Source organism: Nitrosomonas sp. Nm34 (genome assembly GCF_900113925.1).
Lineage (GTDB): Bacteria > Pseudomonadota > Gammaproteobacteria > Burkholderiales > Nitrosomonadaceae > Nitrosomonas.
This window is the reverse complement of sequence record NZ_FORD01000028.1, coordinates 23,135-39,477: the sequence shown is the minus strand read 5'-3', so window position 1 is coordinate 39,477 and position 16,343 is coordinate 23,135. Positions and strand designations below refer to the sequence as shown.

20 protein-coding genes, 1 other RNA gene and 1 pseudogene are annotated in these 16,343 nt (G+C 43.6%); 10 read left to right on the top strand and 12 right to left on the bottom strand.

All coding sequences use genetic code 11. From position 1 onward, the window contains the following. The 5 genes from BM283_RS19475 to BM283_RS11320 all read left to right on the top strand — a co-directional run. Positions 1–202 (top strand): hypothetical protein (locus BM283_RS19475; protein ID WP_217646505.1); only part of this gene is annotated, 202 nt, incomplete at its 5' end. A gap of 253 nt (positions 203–455) precedes the next feature. Further along, positions 456–866 (top strand): hypothetical protein, encoded by a 411-nt coding sequence (locus BM283_RS11335; RefSeq protein ID WP_090693147.1) that lies wholly within the window; start codon positions 456–458, stop codon positions 864–866. Position 867: 1 nt separating this feature from the next. Continuing rightward, the gene (locus BM283_RS11330) at positions 868–1,575 is read left to right on the top strand and encodes a toll/interleukin-1 receptor domain-containing protein (protein WP_090693144.1); all 708 of its coding nucleotides are present in this window, start codon (positions 868–870) and stop codon (positions 1,573–1,575) included. 55 nt (positions 1,576–1,630) lie between these two features. Next, positions 1,631–2,221, top strand: a complete 591-nt coding sequence (locus BM283_RS11325) for a hypothetical protein (protein WP_090693143.1) — start codon at positions 1,631–1,633, stop codon at positions 2,219–2,221. Between the two features lie 8 nt (positions 2,222–2,229). Next, on the top strand, positions 2,230–2,604 hold the full coding sequence (locus tag BM283_RS11320) for a pYEATS domain-containing protein (RefSeq protein ID WP_090693140.1): 375 nt from the start codon (positions 2,230–2,232) through the stop codon (positions 2,602–2,604). 340 nt (positions 2,605–2,944) lie between these two features. Here the strand turns inward: BM283_RS11320 and BM283_RS11315 are convergent, their stop codons facing one another. Next, positions 2,945–3,172 carry a hypothetical protein gene (locus tag BM283_RS11315; protein WP_139225259.1) on the bottom strand — a complete coding sequence of 76 codons (228 nt, stop codon included), beginning with the start codon at positions 3,170–3,172 and terminating at the stop codon, positions 2,945–2,947. A 527-nt stretch (positions 3,173–3,699) separates the two neighbouring features. Here BM283_RS11315 and BM283_RS11310 point away from each other — a divergent pair. From BM283_RS11310 to BM283_RS11300, 3 genes are read left to right on the top strand one after another with little or no spacing between them, the layout of a single operon-like run. Next, positions 3,700–4,020: a hypothetical protein gene (locus tag BM283_RS11310; protein ID WP_090693136.1), complete on the top strand. Its 321-nt coding sequence runs from the start codon at positions 3,700–3,702 to the stop codon at positions 4,018–4,020. 22 nt (positions 4,021–4,042) lie between these two features. Further along, positions 4,043–4,603 carry a hypothetical protein gene (locus BM283_RS11305; protein WP_090693134.1) on the top strand — a complete coding sequence of 187 codons (561 nt, stop codon included), beginning with the start codon at positions 4,043–4,045 and terminating at the stop codon, positions 4,601–4,603. Positions 4,604–4,629: 26 nt separating this feature from the next. Continuing rightward, the gene (locus tag BM283_RS11300) at positions 4,630–4,920 is read left to right on the top strand and encodes a hypothetical protein (RefSeq protein WP_090693132.1); all 291 of its coding nucleotides are present in this window, start codon (positions 4,630–4,632) and stop codon (positions 4,918–4,920) included. Here the strand turns inward: BM283_RS11300 and BM283_RS11295 are convergent. From BM283_RS11295 to BM283_RS11250, 11 genes and pseudogenes are all read right to left on the bottom strand, one after another. Continuing rightward, positions 4,895–5,512, bottom strand: a complete 618-nt coding sequence (locus tag BM283_RS11295) for a hypothetical protein (RefSeq protein ID WP_090693129.1) — start codon at positions 5,510–5,512, stop codon at positions 4,895–4,897. The genes BM283_RS11300 and BM283_RS11295 overlap by 26 nt on opposite strands. A gap of 297 nt (positions 5,513–5,809) precedes the next feature. Continuing rightward, positions 5,810–8,176, bottom strand: coding sequence for a VapE domain-containing protein (locus BM283_RS11290; protein ID WP_090693128.1), 2,367 nt, complete (start codon positions 8,174–8,176; stop codon positions 5,810–5,812). Continuing rightward, positions 8,116–8,502 carry a hypothetical protein gene (locus BM283_RS18115; protein ID WP_139225258.1) on the bottom strand — a complete coding sequence of 129 codons (387 nt, stop codon included), beginning with the start codon at positions 8,500–8,502 and terminating at the stop codon, positions 8,116–8,118. The genes BM283_RS11290 and BM283_RS18115 overlap by 61 nt, the downstream gene beginning before the upstream one ends. Next, on the bottom strand, positions 8,495–8,818 hold the full coding sequence (locus BM283_RS11285) for a helix-turn-helix transcriptional regulator (protein WP_217646504.1): 324 nt from the start codon (positions 8,816–8,818) through the stop codon (positions 8,495–8,497). The genes BM283_RS18115 and BM283_RS11285 overlap by 8 nt, the downstream gene beginning before the upstream one ends. Before the next feature lie 105 nt (positions 8,819–8,923). Then, entirely contained in the window at positions 8,924–9,430 is a 507-nt protein-coding gene (locus BM283_RS11280; RefSeq protein WP_090693125.1) for a hypothetical protein, read from the bottom strand. A gap of 53 nt (positions 9,431–9,483) precedes the next feature. Then, positions 9,484–10,683 (bottom strand): tyrosine-type recombinase/integrase, encoded by a 1,200-nt coding sequence (locus BM283_RS11275; RefSeq protein WP_090693124.1) that lies wholly within the window; start codon positions 10,681–10,683, stop codon positions 9,484–9,486. A 164-nt stretch (positions 10,684–10,847) separates the two neighbouring features. Then, positions 10,848–11,209, bottom strand: a transfer-messenger RNA (tmRNA) gene (gene ssrA, locus BM283_RS11270). Between the two features lie 95 nt (positions 11,210–11,304). Further along, positions 11,305–11,952: an HAD family hydrolase gene (locus BM283_RS11265; RefSeq protein WP_090693122.1), complete on the bottom strand. Its 648-nt coding sequence runs from the start codon at positions 11,950–11,952 to the stop codon at positions 11,305–11,307. Between the two features lie 10 nt (positions 11,953–11,962). Further along, a complete protein-coding gene (gene ubiG / locus BM283_RS11260; RefSeq protein ID WP_090693120.1) occupies positions 11,963–12,670 on the bottom strand; it encodes a bifunctional 2-polyprenyl-6-hydroxyphenol methylase/3-demethylubiquinol 3-O-methyltransferase UbiG in 708 nt (235 codons plus the stop codon). Between the two features lie 367 nt (positions 12,671–13,037). Beyond that, positions 13,038–13,367 (bottom strand): annotated as a pseudogene (locus BM283_RS11255) (amidohydrolase family protein); the annotation flags it as partial. Positions 13,368–13,687: 320 nt separating this feature from the next. Continuing rightward, complete coding sequence (locus BM283_RS11250; RefSeq protein ID WP_090693117.1) at positions 13,688–14,395, bottom strand: OmpA family protein; 708 nt, start codon at positions 14,393–14,395, stop codon at positions 13,688–13,690. 437 nt (positions 14,396–14,832) lie between these two features. Here BM283_RS11250 and BM283_RS11245 point away from each other — a divergent pair, with 437 nt between their 5' ends. Both BM283_RS11245 and BM283_RS11240 read left to right on the top strand, forming a co-directional pair. Then, entirely contained in the window at positions 14,833–15,585 is a 753-nt protein-coding gene (locus BM283_RS11245) for an ABC transporter ATP-binding protein (RefSeq protein WP_175492108.1), read from the top strand. Positions 15,586–15,589: 4 nt separating this feature from the next. After that, the gene (locus BM283_RS11240; RefSeq protein WP_090693114.1) at positions 15,590–16,333 is read left to right on the top strand and encodes an ABC transporter permease; all 744 of its coding nucleotides are present in this window, start codon (positions 15,590–15,592) and stop codon (positions 16,331–16,333) included. The last annotated feature ends 10 nt before the right edge of the window (positions 16,334–16,343 follow it).

The window sequence follows — 16,343 nt, the reverse complement described above, 5'->3', positions numbered from 1 at the left end:
GCTTGTTATAAATCGATTCTTGAAGCAGAATCTTCTCCAGCTTCGACCAGTACTCATCATTGAGCATTATTCGGGGCATCGCAAACTCGTTTTGTGGGTGGTATGGGAACCCCAATATTACGAGTTTGTTTCTACCTATGAAATACTTATCTTAAAACGTCAACAGACCCTAGCATTTAATTGGCAAATATGTCAAATGTGAAGCAGTAAGGAGCTAGTCGTCTTGCTATTTTATAAGGTGTGATAACTTGTCATGTAACTAGCCCAAAAATAATAGTTTATTCGTCATATTTGTGGATCTAATAAGTTTTGTTATGATAAAAGTTAAACTGCAAAATTTTATAAAACTTAAGAGATAGCATGTGGCTTATTGTGTTTGATTTCATTTTTGATGTAATACATTTTGTCATTTCGGATGTCTAATTCTAGCTAGGTTTTAGGAAAATCCGAATTATATGTGGCTCGAAAATCCATACTTCATAGCAATTGGAATACCAGTCGCATTGCTCCTATCAGGAGCAATGGCTAAAAAACTTGTTCGTGGCTCCACATGGAAAAGACAAGATTTTTTCCTTGGGGTTGAATTTACGCTGGCAGCTATGTCAGCTGCGTTGGTTTTTATCTTTGATTTGGTTGCAGCCAATCAGACTGGATCGAATCCAGTCTCTCCGAGAGAATATGCAGAGACAGGTAGTTTTCTTGCTACTACTTTCTTTCTCTTGCTTTGGATAATGTCAACACATCAAGATTGGGAACCCCGCAACGACGACCCACGAGCGCAGATTATTTGGCTCGGCGTGATCGCCAATTTAGTTGGTGCTGGCCTGCTAGTAGCATTTGTTCTTTTGGTGAAGGGGGTGACTTAAGATGAGAAATAAATTCAAACTCGTATGGTTATCAGCTCTTGCGTCATTGGCAAGCGTCGCAATCGCATTTATAGCAATTCTTGCTAAATTTGAAATATCAGGAATTAGCGTAGAATTGTTCGCAATACTTGCCACAACGTTTACAGCATTTATAGCTGTGCTTTTTAAATTTATCGCGACACGTACAGAACAGAAACTTTGGGAAAAATCTATCGCGAGATATACCGCTAATTCTTCAAGAGGTGTTGAGCCTAAAAAAATGGTGTTTCTTAGTTATGCAAAGGAGGATCGCGACCGAGTATCAGAATTAACGAAGGCACTAGAAGAGCACAATTTTAACGTCTGGATTGATACCAAAGACTTGCGTCCTGGTGAGAACTGGATTGAAGCTATACAAGAAGGATTAAAGAAGTCTGATTACATACTCCCTGTTTTAACTGCGAACTCAGTTGATAAATCCGGATTTGCAAAATCAGAACTTAAACTGTACCTTGATCTGAGAAATATAAGTGAAAAACGCGGAGAAGAGCCAAAGGCAAGAATCTTCCCTGTCATGCTAGACAAGGGAAATATTCCGAATGATCTCGCATCATATTTGTACATTGATCTTGCGCAGCCAAGCGGCATATATAAGCTCTTAAACTTGTTGTCAAGCAATGGCGAAAATGGCAGGAGGAAGCCTAACAATCAAATGCAGCCGACGCAGTGAACTGCGTGGCTGATTTGAGGCATTAGGATTTAATAGATCCTAAAAGGAGAAGCTTGTGCATCCAATAGAGAGAAAATTACGAGTCGAAATTTGTCCGTATCTAATCACTGGAAAAAGGCTTAACAAATGGACTCCTTACAGGGTGTATATTGCTTACTCTTACCTAGGAGAGGTATTTGTTCTACTTGCAGGTTTCGGAATAGCCAATCCAGTTATGGTTTTTTTGTCAGGAGGCCAGGGAACTTCTGCCCCTGTAGGCAACCCTTCAACTGTAGCTGAGTTCCTTTCTGGCAATTGGCTTGGATGGATGGCCATAGTGCTACTTGTCATTTGGGGGCTTATCAAGTTTTACATACGTAGCGAAGACCTTGAAAAAAGATGTAGCCTACTTCGTAGTTGCAAGCAACAGTGCATGCAAATTGAGTATCAGTTATTGCAAGTGCTGGCAACTGAAACCCCGATGGAGAAACTTCCAACACTTCAAGCAAAGCTGTACGAATTGGTCGATAGGAATATAGCAGAGCGCTCTTGGCAGTTTAGTGGCCCAGAGCCTGGTATAGAAAATGAAGTCGATGCTTATTGCAATCAACTAATATCGAAGTACTCAAGTTTCTGGCTACCAGCGCCAAGCGTTGATCGCGATTGAGGTGCAATATGAACATAAAATCACCAAAACTTATAGCGTCTTTTGTACTAGGTTCCAATGGGGAGCCTGAAAAAATCGAATCCAAAAATCACAATCATTACAAACTTAGACTTTCAGTCAAGGATGCGCCCGACGATACCTATGCAGTAACATACTATCTTCATCCGGCGTATTATGATCCCGTTCGGGAAGCTAGAAATAAAGAGGTTGATTTTGCTGAAGAGCTAACCTCTTATGGGGATTATGAGGTGCAAGCAAAAATCAGGTCACAGGAGTATCCTCTTCCCGTAAGAAGGAATCTATATGAGGCACTGGCGGAAACTTATGCAGATATTACCGAGCCTTCAATACTTGAGGCCTTAAACGACATCAAAGAAAACTGACCCTAACAATGTCATAACCGACATCAAAAAAGCTGCGCTCCGCTTCACTTTTTTGATGTCGGTATGTTTAAGCGTTAAAAATTAATTTTGTACCATCTCCAATCTGATTTAATTCGATTTCTATTGATGAATCACATACTGATATCACCCACTATCAAAACAATTTTAAACTTCTGCACATGAATAATAATTATATGCGATTTAACGCATAGTTGACGTGAGTGAAATTTTCAAGTAAGGGCATATAAGTACCCGCAACAGAGAAAATCGCCTAAATGCCCGTTTTTTGATTTGTTCATTCGCGGCAGCTTTTAAATCATATGGCAGGCGGTCGATCTTGTCAGTCAGCATCTATTGCAGATTTGCCAAACGGATGCTTGGCGATAGTTAAAACTTGGCTCAACTCCTCTTGGTATACGCTGTACTTCGCCAGTGCTTCCCGTTCATCGCTGAACAGATCGAATTCATCCAGTGTGTTCAGGGTAGTGGCTGCGGCAATGGGAGTAGCAGAGGCGGGCGGTAGAGGTGACGTAGCATCATGAAGGGTTGGTTGCGAGCACAGGAGCATCGGTTCATTTATGTTCTGGTGCAGGGGTGCATGATTTATCCTGCGCTCAAGGAACGGGTTTGGTAAGTTGACATCAACTAGTTTGGGTAGTGCATCTGCATACAAACCGAAGTCTTCTGGTTCGGCAGATCTATGTAGCTAAACCAGCCACGTATGGTTCAAAGCATATTCTCATAATGGCGCATGTGGTTAGGCCGATAAAAAAGTGGGCTTTTTGGAGTTGTTTTTCCGATTCATGCGCTATTGTACTGACAGCATAGAAGGGGGTAAGAAAGAATTGCTCCCTGCTTAAATCTAGATTTAACTAAAACAGATTAGCACTTGATCGATAAATTAGTCAAAGGATAAGCAGAAAGGTGTGAAACAGTAAGGGCAGTGATGACCTCCAGAATTGTATATAGCTTTATTTGGATATACTGTTAGCAATTTTAGCATTTATAGCAGCAAAGTTGCTATAAATGCTAAAAGCATAGAAAATATATAGGAATTATATAAGTATCTGTTATGCATAGAAAAGGAGTGAACATATGCCATTACCAGAAGCGCTACAAGGCGATAGCTGGACAAAGGTAACTGCGCGAGCTGCACTACCGATCCTGATATGGTGCGCAAAAAATGGAAGAACAATTACATATGGGCAGTTAGATCAAGAGATCGTAAACAGGGGACTCGGCCACCATGTTATGGCTGTTCAATATGGCTATCCAGCAGGTTCAATAGGAAGCGCACTGATCGAGACGGAAGAAGAGTGGGGGGAACCGATTCCCCCGTTGAATGCAATAGTCGTGAACGCAGGCAATGGCCTCCCCGGAAAAGGGGTGAACTTATTACCTTCAGCGGTATTATGAGCCCGATGAAAGCGTGGACAGTATGTCTGAAGACGAGAAACGGGCCATCGTTGAGGAAATTCACCAAGACATCTTTTCTTATGAGTATTGGGATGATGTGCTAACAGAATATGAGCTTCACCCTATTCACGATGGCATTGAGGAGGAGGTCGTTGACGTGGACAATATCGAAAAGCCTGGCAGAGGCGGTTGGTCTTCAGAAGAGGAAAGCAAACAACACAAAAACGTGAAGGACTTTGTTGCCACAAACCCACATGTTGTCGGCCTGCCGAGAAACACAAAGAATGGTCAAGAAGAATACTTGTTCGCCTCCGGTGATAAGGCGGATATCGTTTTTGAAACCGAGAATGGATACCTCGGCGTGGAGGTAAAGTCTATAATTTCAAATAATGCTGACTTGAATCGCGGTTTATTCCAAGCTGTGAAGTATCAAGCCCTTCTTCGGTCAGAGCAAAAAGCACTCCTTTTCCCCCCAACCGCGCGAGCAGTACTTGTAACCGAGAGGACACTTCCAGCTGCGTTACAGAATCTAGCTGACATCCTTGGGATATCGGTTTTCGTCATTTCGGTCAACAAAGCATAACATTTCCATCAACACGCACAGTATTAGTGAATAATGGACCCTTAAAACCTGATACCAGATCTCATGTTACTATTCGCCACAGCATTCTCGGCTGCAGCGATCTCAGGCGCAGCTGTTTTTCTGAGCGCGTGCTTCTATTCTCGCTGCTATTGGTAACGACAGTGGACGCGGCACGGGCAGTTCCATTGCAGAGCATCGCACAATTTATCGGCAATCTTTCTCGGGCTGATTTCGGCTTTATCCAGATTCTCTGGAAACAGGTTGGCTTATTTCTGCTCGGAGCCATTCCGTTCAGCATTGTGGATGCCCTGTCTTAAGCTTTATTCCAAATTGTTTCGCCAACTTTCTCAGATTTGCTTCAAAGATAATGTTATGTGCATCAATCAAACGGTCGAAGGTGTGCCAATGCATTCCTTTTGGCTTCTCACCCATTTCATTCAAGATGCCAGGTTCCCAGCCCAGTCGTTCCCGTATTTTGTCTGCCCGACGTAAAGCTCTATCATGCACGTCTTCTCTTTGCGAGGCATAAGCCAGCTTGTGGCAATACCGACAAGAGAACACCTTGCCACCATAGAGAATGGCTACCCGGCGGCCACAGCCTGTTACAGGGCAGATAAACCAGGGACGCTGCTCCCCATAATTGCAGAGCGTTCTTTCCAGTTTCACGATGTATTCCATAGGCAGCCGGTCATCATTCTCGTGCTGATAGTGATATTTCATAACGATATGATCAGATTGAGTCGTTATATTGATTGTGCCAATCTTTCTATGATTGCAAAACCAACGGATGGTTAAGATTCGGTCTGAAGTGAGATAACCGTCTCGTTGTAATTTACGTACGTCGAGTGCCAGATAATCTTTTGTCGTGTTTCTGCCGCGACGCCATTGTCCGCTTCTAAAACCACCCATTATTCTTCTCCCCATGCTTTTTACGAAATAATTAAGCAATTTGTTTTGCGCATCTTTTGGTGTTCCCAACCTGTTCTCACCTGCGCCTACCATGTTCTCAGCATGCGCTTAATTTACTTATACTATTTAATCACTTATATCTCATAGTTCCCTTGTTCCCACTGTTCCTACCTTTTTCTTCTACCTATTCCACAGTACTATTGTAATCTTCCCTTTATGCTCTCCCAATACTCTCTGTATATATCTATCCTCCTTTACAAGATTAGGTAGGAACAGTAGGAACAATGGGCGAAATGCTTAATTTAACTGGCTCTCCGCGTTCCTACCTTGGGAAGACATGGTGGGAACGGTAGGAACGTATACCCGCGGTTGATGGCCATTTATACGCTTCCTTGTTTTCTTATAGCCAAGCCTTATTAAGACCTTGCCGATACGCGTTTCATCACACTGCTTAATACTTGCTGGATGAAAGCCAAGAGCACTTATAAGCACTTCGTGTGTCTGCAAATAATCACGCGGTGGATCATCAAAACCATTTGTATGGATAGCTAGCCTGTTCTTCAGCCACTCTGCCACAAATGAATCCCATGGGTCACTCATCATATGTTCAACATGAATCTCGGCAGCTAAGGTCTCTGCTTCCAGGTAATCAATGCGGCCAGCTTTATTGAACATCTCGCAGGCTTCAGCCCACAGTTGAGGGCAATCCTGTATAATTCGATCCACATTGATGATGCCTTCTACTTTTACTGGCAACCATCGACGGTTACCAGTCTCATCAGAGAGGAAGTCCTCGCAGTTAGTGGTGCCTACCAGGATGGCACGTCTTGGATAGATGGTATTGAACTCTCGATACTTAGGAGTCCAGTCTTCTTGTTGTCGGGTAATCCAAGCCTTGACGTGTTCAGCATCCCTTGAGTTCAAGCCTTTGAGCTCAGCAATCTCAATGACCAGGCGGCCGCGTATCTTGCGACTAAGATCATTATCTTTCTCGCTAAAGCTCATCTCAGCAAAGTACTGAGGATCGGGTGATAGTGCAGCTACTGCACTAGACTTACGCGTGCCTTGCTTGCCTGTCAGAACAACTACCATGTCAGCCTTACACCCAGGATGCAGGACTCTGCCAGCTAGAGCAGTCCACAGATAGCGTGATACTGCTTGGTGATAGGGTGTATCGGCAACGCCGAGATAGTCGGAAAGGAACTTTTCGACACGGTTTACTCCATCCCATTCTTGCCGGTTTAACCAGACCTGGGCACTATCAAACTCATTCTTCATTGCAACATACAGAACAGCCTCACGTATGTTATCTTTGGTAGGCGGCTTGAAGCCCTTGCGTTCGAGGTTAATACGTTGCTGGGTATAGTCTGCATCTTTAAAAGGTACCCAGCTTTCACCGCCATCAGTACTGTACATGATCTCATCACGAAAAGTATCATGGGCTACATCCATACCACATACTTCTCTACATCCGATCCCCTTAACCAGGTTATCCATAGTTGACAGTATGCCTCGCTCATTGCGAACGAAGGAAGGAAGTTTTACAGAACTGCTCACTTCTGTCTGGGTCAGATCCTCAAAATCGTCCAAATCTTTGGGGTCGCTCCACCCATGCTTGCGCGCTTCCCAATAGATCGTATCTTCTGTAACCGGTCGTTCTCTCCGAGTAGAGTCAGCTCTTTTCCACAGTTCATCGATTTCTTCCCCGTCATATTCAGTTGCCCGCGAAAAGAAGTCGTGTGCTAACCTAAGTCCTTCAGCGGAACCAGCACTGGCATGGTGAATCGCGAGTACAAAATTCAACCACCGCTGGTAGCCAAACTGATCAGCGTTCCCATATGGAATCGCATCTAAGGCTGACCGAAGTCTCCCCAGGCCTGCACCGCTCTCTAGTTCTCCTTTTACGGGTTGGGTACGAGCGGTCTTTGGTTCAGGCTTATTCGCCGCTGGCACATTAGGTGATATCTTCCATCGTATCTGCAGAGCATTGGCTTTATCGATATCACTAAGTGAATCTGGATCGAGCGGACACGAGTGCCCTGCTAATGGTAGGACAAACATGTTGCCAAATTTACCCTCCTCAACAACGTCCTGTTTGGGGAAGATCTCTACTTGAGCCTGGGCCACTCCTTTTGTGCCAACAGAAAGCCCAACAGTGAGGAGTGTGTCTTGTAAAAATTTCCTTACACTGAATGCATCTTGGGGTTTGTCCCAAATGAGGTATAAGTGTACGCCTTTGCCACCGGAAGATCTAAACACGATTGGCGAGAATCCCCGGTCTCTAAGTGCCTGAACGACATCCATCGTGATAACCTTCATATCTTCCCACTCGGTCTCGCCCTGGTGGCTGTCAAAATCGATTACGGACACTCTTGTCACTGATGTGCCAGGTTTGATAGGCGCAACACCGCAGCGCGGACCATTAGTAAGGTGTTTAATCAGCTTGGCTCTTGTCAGCGGTTCTTTAATGCACCGTGGGGGTTTGCCCCTCTCTGCTATCCAGTGAGTATCAGTACGTACGCGTGCGACAATTGGCTCTATCACTTTGATAAGAATGTTGGAATCAGAAATCAAATCTTCTGTCCTCCCGGCGATAGCGTGAATCACTGCATCTCTCCCGGCATACTCATCAGGCGAGCTGAACGGACTATCTCGTTCAGGCATACACGTGTTGATCCATCATGAAGCTTTTCCCACAAAATGAAACCTATTTCGTCAATATCCGGCAGAGAATCAAATCCAGAACCCTTCGGTGGATCAGTTAGAAATATTCTTTCCCGATAGCCCGGCATTGTCTGCCTGACCAGTACATGGGTTAACCCTTCATTAAATTCTTCAGGAGCCTCGTGGTCATAAACACGCCGAATACGATAAGAAAGTGATGCGTTAGCTGAGAACCAATTTTTGTCATCTTTTACCCAAGGCGAGGGTGTAAAGTTGATCAACCCGGATCTGAGGTGTGTTTTTGGAGCTTTCCTCTTGTTACGCATTGTTATCCTCACTTCCGGTTTGCTTAATCAGTGCCCGAATACTTTCTACTGACCAGGCAGTAATTCTGAGTCCTAGCGTACGTACGGGTTGGGGATAACGGCCAGATTTAACGCCTGCCCACCAGGCACTTCTGCTGACAGGGATGATTGCTGGAATTGGCGGTATTGCCTTTGGATTCCCGATAATATGATGAATGCGTAGATACCCGGTTTCTGGGAGATGATGTATCTGAATACTTGCATGCATTGGAAGTGTTGCTTTTGGATTTCCGATATGAGATTGATGATGTAGCTTGTTAGCTATGAAACGTGGCATTCAGTTTTGCTCCATGTGAATTAATGATGTCCACATTTAACCACCGAGGAGCAGTGTGGTCAGCCCCCTTTATTATCTCAATTAGGGGGGGCACCCAACATTTGCCTATAACTTTTTTATATTCATATAATCGGGTAGGTACTTATTTAGCTCATCTTCTAGGATGATTTTTCTGGCTTCAGTGATTCTTTCCTCAACTTTTTTAGGATTAAAACCATCCTTTCCATTGACCCCAATTCCTTCCGATTCACCAATCACTCTTTGGGTTTCTTCTCGGCCAATCAACTTAACGAGTAATTCATAACGTATAAGAATATTAAGATAGCGTTGTTTGGTCCAAGTTTTCCTGCTTCCTCGGGATTTCCCTTTTCTTGAGTCTTGTAATCTAAGCAACAATTCCGGAAATCCACCAGCGTCGTCGGAATTAAATGCTTCAAGAATCTTCTCACAGAAAAGCTTTCCACATTGGGGATTTACTTTTATATAAGCTAACACGTCGTTGATCTTTTGAGATGCAGTTTCATTCATCTTCTCCTCAACCCAGCGCCTGCGTTCTTCGTGGCTCATAGCATCAATCTCTGCCCGGGTCAGTTTTTTAGGTTTATCGGCCATCCTGATTTCTTTTTGTGTAATTTATGAAAGTTAGGCAAAGTGATGTATCGGTATCAGTATCGGTACCGCTTCTGATCGGCTTTTAATTTATCCAGATAATCTGCCCACTGCTGCATCATTATCTTACGTTCGGGTAGGTGTGCTGTGCGGTTATATGCTCGTCCATTAGGATCACGTACAGCATGAGCAAGCTGGTGCTCAATGAAATCAGGTCGAATCCCTAATACTTCATCAAGAATGGTTCGTGCTACTGCTCGAAAACCATGGCCACTCATTTCTTCTTTATCAATACCCAGACGCCGCATGGCTGCAAGAATGGCATTATCACTCATAGGTCGGCTAAAGCTACGAGCACTCGGGAACACAAACCGGCTGCTTCCGGTAAGGGGTTGCAGTTCTTGTAATATTGCAATAGCTTGACTGGAGAGAGGAACGATATGTGGTGTATTGGTCTTAGTGACGGTGTAACGCCATTCGGCTGCTTTAATGTCAATATCAGCCCACTGTGCATTGCGTAATTCTCCAGGTCTAACAAAAACCAATGGAGCAAGACGTAAAGCGCAGCGAACTGTCAGTGTGCCTTCGTAACCATCCATGACCCGCAGAATTTCAGCTACACGTTTTGGTTCGGTGGTGGCTGCGAAATGTGTTCCTTTGACCGGGGGAAGTGCGCCGCGTAGATCACCAGAAGGATCACGATCAGCGCGACCCGTTGCTATGGCATAACGAAATACTTGTCCACAATTGCCGAGCGCTCTATGCGCGGTTTCTAGTGCGCCACGGTCTTCAATCCGACGAATTACAGAAAGTAACTCGGGTGCAGTTATTTCAGCAATGGGTCGGCCGCCAATCCACGGGAAGATATCTCGTTCGAAACGACGAATAATACGATCACCATGGTTCGATGCCCAGGTTGGTGAGTATTTGGAGAACCACTCTCGTCCTACAATTTCAAAGCTGTTTGCTGCTCGATCTATCCTGGCAGATTTCATCGCTTTACGGTTTGCACTTGGATCAACGCCATTGACCAGCAACTTACGTGCTTCATCACGACGGTAACGAGCATCTTTCAGACTTATGTCCGGATAAGTACCAAGAGATAACAATTTTTCCTTGCCATCAAATTTGAAACGGAACCTCCACCATTTGCCACCAGTAGGGGTAACAATCAGGAATAGTCCTCGCTCATCAAATAGTTTGATAGGCTTTACGCCGGGCTTGGCATTGCGGATTGCTGTATCAGTTAGGGGCATTTGGGGTAACTCCTTTTTGAGTTTCGGGGTTACCCCGGAGAGTTACCCCTTTCTAAAAGTGGATGCAGTTGTGCAATGTTACCCTTTGTTGGACAATAAATGCAATAAAAAACCCGCGTTTATGCGGGTTCTAGGATATTGCTGGATCTTCTTGGATATTGAATTGGTGGAGGCGGCGGGAATTGAACCCGCGTCCGCAAGCCCTCTACAGACAGTTCTACATACTTAGCCAAGCTTATTTAATTTAACCTGTCACCCGCCAGCTGGCAGGCTGATGAAAGGCGAGTTACCTATTATTTAGTACTTCGCAAAGTAACCCTGCAAAATACGATCCTCGTTAGTGACTCCACTGTCTGTTGCCAGACCCGGCGTTGAGGCCCACCGGTGTGGAGTTCAGCCGGATTAAGCGGCTAAAGCGTAATTTTCGTCGTTTGCGACTATTTTTTTTCAGATGTATTTACGAGGTAACTGATCCTCGGTATGCCCTGCACTGCTTTGCAACCCACGTCGAAGCCGTATCGCCCCCAAGATAATTTATACTGATGATAAGATTGTATGGATACGAAAAAGTTCAAGAATATAATTTTAACAGAATCTCTAAGTTGATTCTAATGAAGTGTTTTAAATATAATTGAGCAAGTCTTCTGGATGATTAATGAGATGATCTGCGCCCCAGGATTCGGGTGGTGCATCATTACCTAAATAGCCATAACGCGCAACAATCGGTTTTATTCCAGCCGCCACGCTGGCTTGGACATCACGAAGATCATCCCCGAGATAAATACAGTTCTGTGGGGAAACATCCATTTGACGGCATGCGGTGAGCAAGGGTTCCGGATGGGGTTTGGTATGAGCTGTCTCATCGCCGCTGATAATACAGGCGGCCCGCTGGTGTAGCCCTAATGTTTGCACGAGGGGGCGAGTAAAGCGAGCGGGTTTGTTGGTTACTATTCCCCAAGGCAGATTGCGAATATCGAGCTGATCAATTACATTAGCTATGCCTGGAAATAAGCAAGTATCATGACACAAACGTTCGGCGTAAAAGCGTAGAAATTCCTCGCGCATCGCTTCGTAGGTTACATCGTCAGGCTTCAGATTGAAACCAAGATGTAATAATCCACGTGATCCAGCTGATGCGTAACGACGGATAAGGGTAATCGGTAAAGGAGATAATCCTCTTGCTATGCGCTGTCGATTGAGTGCATGACCTAGATCAGGCGCAGTATCAGCAACTGTGCCATCAAAATCGAAAAGAATTGCTTTGATCATTTATCCGCTTTTAAGCTCGAAATGCCATGATATAGTTGACACTGGTATCAGCCTCGAGTGCATACACTTTAGTAAGAGGGTTGTAGGTCATACCAATAATTTTGGCATCACTTAATCCTGCGGCACGCGCCATACGCGCAAGTTCAGAAGGCTTGATAAATTTAGCGTATTCGTGAGTGCCTTTGGGTAATAATTTAAGGATGTATTCTGCCCCGAGAATGGCAAAGAGATAAGATTTCGGGTTGCGATTAATGGTCGAGAAAAAGACCCAGCCATTGGGTTTAGTTAGCTGAGCGCATGCTTTTATTACGCTGGCAGGATCGGGTACATGCTCCAGCATTTCCATGCAAGTGACAATATCAAAATGGTGCGGCTGTTCTTTAGCAAGCATTTCAACCGTTATTTTCCGATAATCAACTTGCTGCCCACTTTCGAGCAAATGAAGTTTAGCAATTTTGAGTGCCTTATCACTCAAATCAATGCCTGTTGTTTTGGCTCCGCGTGCAGCCATTGCTTCAGATAATATGCCACCGCCACAGCCGACATCTACCACAGTTTTCCCCTTCAACCCTCCACTTAGTTGATCAATGTAATCAAGCCGTAATGGATTAATGTCATGTAGTGGTTTAAATTCACTATTAGGATCCCACCAACGATGGGCAAGTTGACTGAATTTTTCCAGTTCGATCGGATCTGCATTGATACCATCATTTTCCATGAGATTTTCTACCCTATATTTTTGCTATTGAGGCGTTTTTGCCATTATATATTGTGCTCGATTGATTATTTTCGTTCAGAGTAGCAAGTTCTCTGTTATCCAGCAATAGTTTGCCATTGACCCAAACACGAGTAATTCCATTTCTAAATGAAAACTGACTTTGTCGACTTCACCCTGCCGTATTATTGATACTGTCTATGGTTCGCCTTCGCGTCGTTTTTGATTTGGAAATCGAATAACAAGTTCGTGGTCTGCAACATAAACAAGATGTGAAATAGGATCAAAGCAAGGACAAAGTGTAAGACAGTGTAAGACCCGAGAAATCGATGGGTTTGATATCTGCGGCTTTGCCAATTGCTAAAGGAACCTACGATTTTATCGAGCCCCATGCAATGGTTACTATCAGCACACCATCTGTACCAATACAAACATTGAGTCCATGTGCTAATAAATCACTAACTAGAGCAAATCCGCTCGCTAGCTTGAGATCAGGTGAAGGACAAGGTGAATTATTACAATCTGGTTGTCTGAGTAATTTAATTTCATTTTCGATCAAATGGATCATGTGTGCCCCAATCAGCTTGGAGCCAAGCAGACCATGCTGATATAAACGCGCAAGTGGACAAAGCCCACAGGTATTTAGGCTGTGCATCATTTCATCGTGAGCTTCATGTAGGTGAATATGCACGGGTAAATCGAGCTGATCAGCGTAATAGTTATGATATTAAGTGCACAAGTTGAGTAAGGTTGGGATGATCACATGATAATTCAGGCTAATATGATTAAGAGAAGGGAACTGTATTCATGTCTGTAAATTTGGCAGGATAACTTTGCCCATGCCATTATTAATCACTATAGCCGGATCGATCAATACAAGTTTTCTGGTTCATCCGGAATGATCCGAGGTGCTCCAAAATTGAAGCGCCGGTTACAGACCGGCCCTTTTTATTGCATTTTAATAAAAAAGCCCTGCGGAACGGCAGGGCTTTTTGTTTTATATGAAATCTGAAACTAATCTTAGTAGTTACCTTCTTGTGTGCCTGCTACTTCAATTTCTACCCGACGGTCAGGTGCCAAGCAATCAATTAATGCTTTGGTTTTCTTGGTGCCTACGCAACTATCACCCGTCACAGGGTTAGCCTCTCCTTTCCCGTCCGTAAAAATACGGTCTGGGCTGATGCCATTGGCAGTAACTAGATAATTCTTAACTGCTTCAGCACGTCTCATGGAGAGTTGTTTATTATAGTCATCTGAACCGATACGATCGGCATAACCGACAGCAATGATAAGATCGTATTTAATATTTTTCAGTTTATTGGCAAAGTCATCCAAAGATTCCTTTCCTTGAGGTTTAAGGACAGCCTTGTCAAAATCAAATAGCGCATCCGCAGAAAAAGTGATTTTTTCTGGTGCGGTGATCGGAGCAGGGGGAGTAGGCGCGGCAACCTGTTCTACCGGTTTTTGACATTTAGGAGCCTGTGGGTCACATGAACAATCCGCATTTTCTTCTGTCCAATCCCTGGTGCGCCAACATAAGCCTGTAGTGTTTCTGGATATTACTCCGCGATCATTTACATTATAACCTGGTATTTTCGCTGCATCACTTTCGCCTTGCTTATAATATGTCCCGGCTTGTGTTTCAGCCAAAGCCATTGTTGAAATTAAGAGTAGCGATAAAACGATTGCTTCTATTAGGTATTTCCTGGTCGACGTTCTCTTTTTCATGCTATTGTCCTTTTTTGTAATTTTGATTCACTCAAAACAACCCCCACAAAATCATTTGCTGCTGATGCGATCTCGTGACACTCATTAATAAATTGATAATTAATGCATTACTTGAGCGGATTATGAGTCCATGTTTTTGTTTTTGTCAAACCAGTTTGTTGCTATTACGCAACACTGTGGCAATCGATTGGAACGGCCTGATAGAATAGGTTGATACAATAGCTCTTTAGACAATTTCTAGAGAGAATGTTCTAAAGTTAAAATTTAATTGGAATAATTGATGGCCATGATGATGGCAACGATTCGTTTAATCTTCAGTGACATCATGGTGTTTATAAATACTTTATCTGAAAAATTAATGGATGTTTATTGATTTGCTGCTGTTGGTGGTGGTGTACGAACATTAATTTATTTAATCGTTAATTTTGAAACCGAGTATGCTAGTGAATGATATTCCCAATGTGACTATTTCTGCTTGTAACCTCAGCCGCAATTTCGGTAAGCATACTGCAGTGCACCAAGTTGATCTGGAATTAAGACGAGGTGAAGTATTAGGTTTGTTAGGTCCTAATGGGGCGGGAAAAAGCACGACAATGCAGATGCTGACAGGTAACTTGGCTCCAACGAGTGGTAGTGTGCAAATTTGTGGGATCGATTTGCTTAAACATCCTCAACAGGCCAAATGCTATATTGGTTATTTGCCTGAAAACCCACCATTGTATAAGGAATTAACAGTGGATGAATATCTCCGGTTTGCTGCTAGATTGCACCATGTTAATTTATCAAGAATCGATTCTGTATTGACCGAAGTCAAACAACGTTGCGGTCTCAATGATATAGGAAAGCGGCTGATCAATACATTATCCAAAGGGTATCAACAACGTGTAGGTATTGCCCAGGCGATTATTCATCAGCCTGAGGTTATTATTCTTGATGAACCTTCTATCGGATTAGATCCTAATCAAATAAGAGAAATTCGAATACTAATTCGTGAGCTTGGTAAAGCTTCTAGCGTGATTCTTTCTACACATATACTGCCGGAAGTCGAAGGTGTATGTGATCGAGTTCAAATTATGAACCAGGGCACGATGGTGTTTAGCGCTGCGCTAGCAGAACTCAAACAAAAAAATCTCAACCTTGAGCGAATTTTTGAGCAATTCACTCTAAGAAATGGACATACCGGGAATTAAGAAGATGATTCTGACTATCGCCAGTAAGGAACTTAAGTTGTTGTTTGTTTCACCCTTGGCTTGGACTTTTCTTGCACTGATCCAGCTAATGCTAACTTGGGTCTTTTTGGGGCAACTCGATGCTTTTTTAGAGCTGCAATCACAACTCATGCAGATTGCTAATCCGCCCGGGGCGACAGAAGTTATTATAGTGCCGGTATTTGCGGTAGCCTCCTTAGTATTGTTGGTAGCCACACCTTTGTTAACGATGCGCCTGATGGCAGAAGAGTGGCGTAACCACACTATGACTTTGCTAATCTCTGCCCCAATTTCCTTGACGGCTATTGTAGTGGGTAAATTCCTGGGGTTAATGATCTTCTTTTTATTAGCTATGCTGCTTGCGGTGCTGTTGTCTCTTTCTTTGCTCATTGGAGGAACAATGGATCTTGGCTTGCTATTAAGCAATATGATCGGTTTATCACTGCTGGCTGCCTGTTTTATTTCTATTGGGTTATATATATCCAGCTTGACTTCCCATCCAGCCATTGCTGCGGTAGGGACATTAGGTATATTACTGGCTTTATGGATAGCAGATGTAGTGGCAACTAATACAAGTAGTGTTATACAGAATTTTTCCTTGCTCAGACATTATGAAAGCTTCAATCGTGGTTTGATTGATTCATTCAGTCTCGCTTTTTTGGTTCTTTTTATCCTTACTTTTCTCATATTGACTATTCGTCGCCTGGATGGAAAACGGCTTCATGGGTGAGCCTGGATTG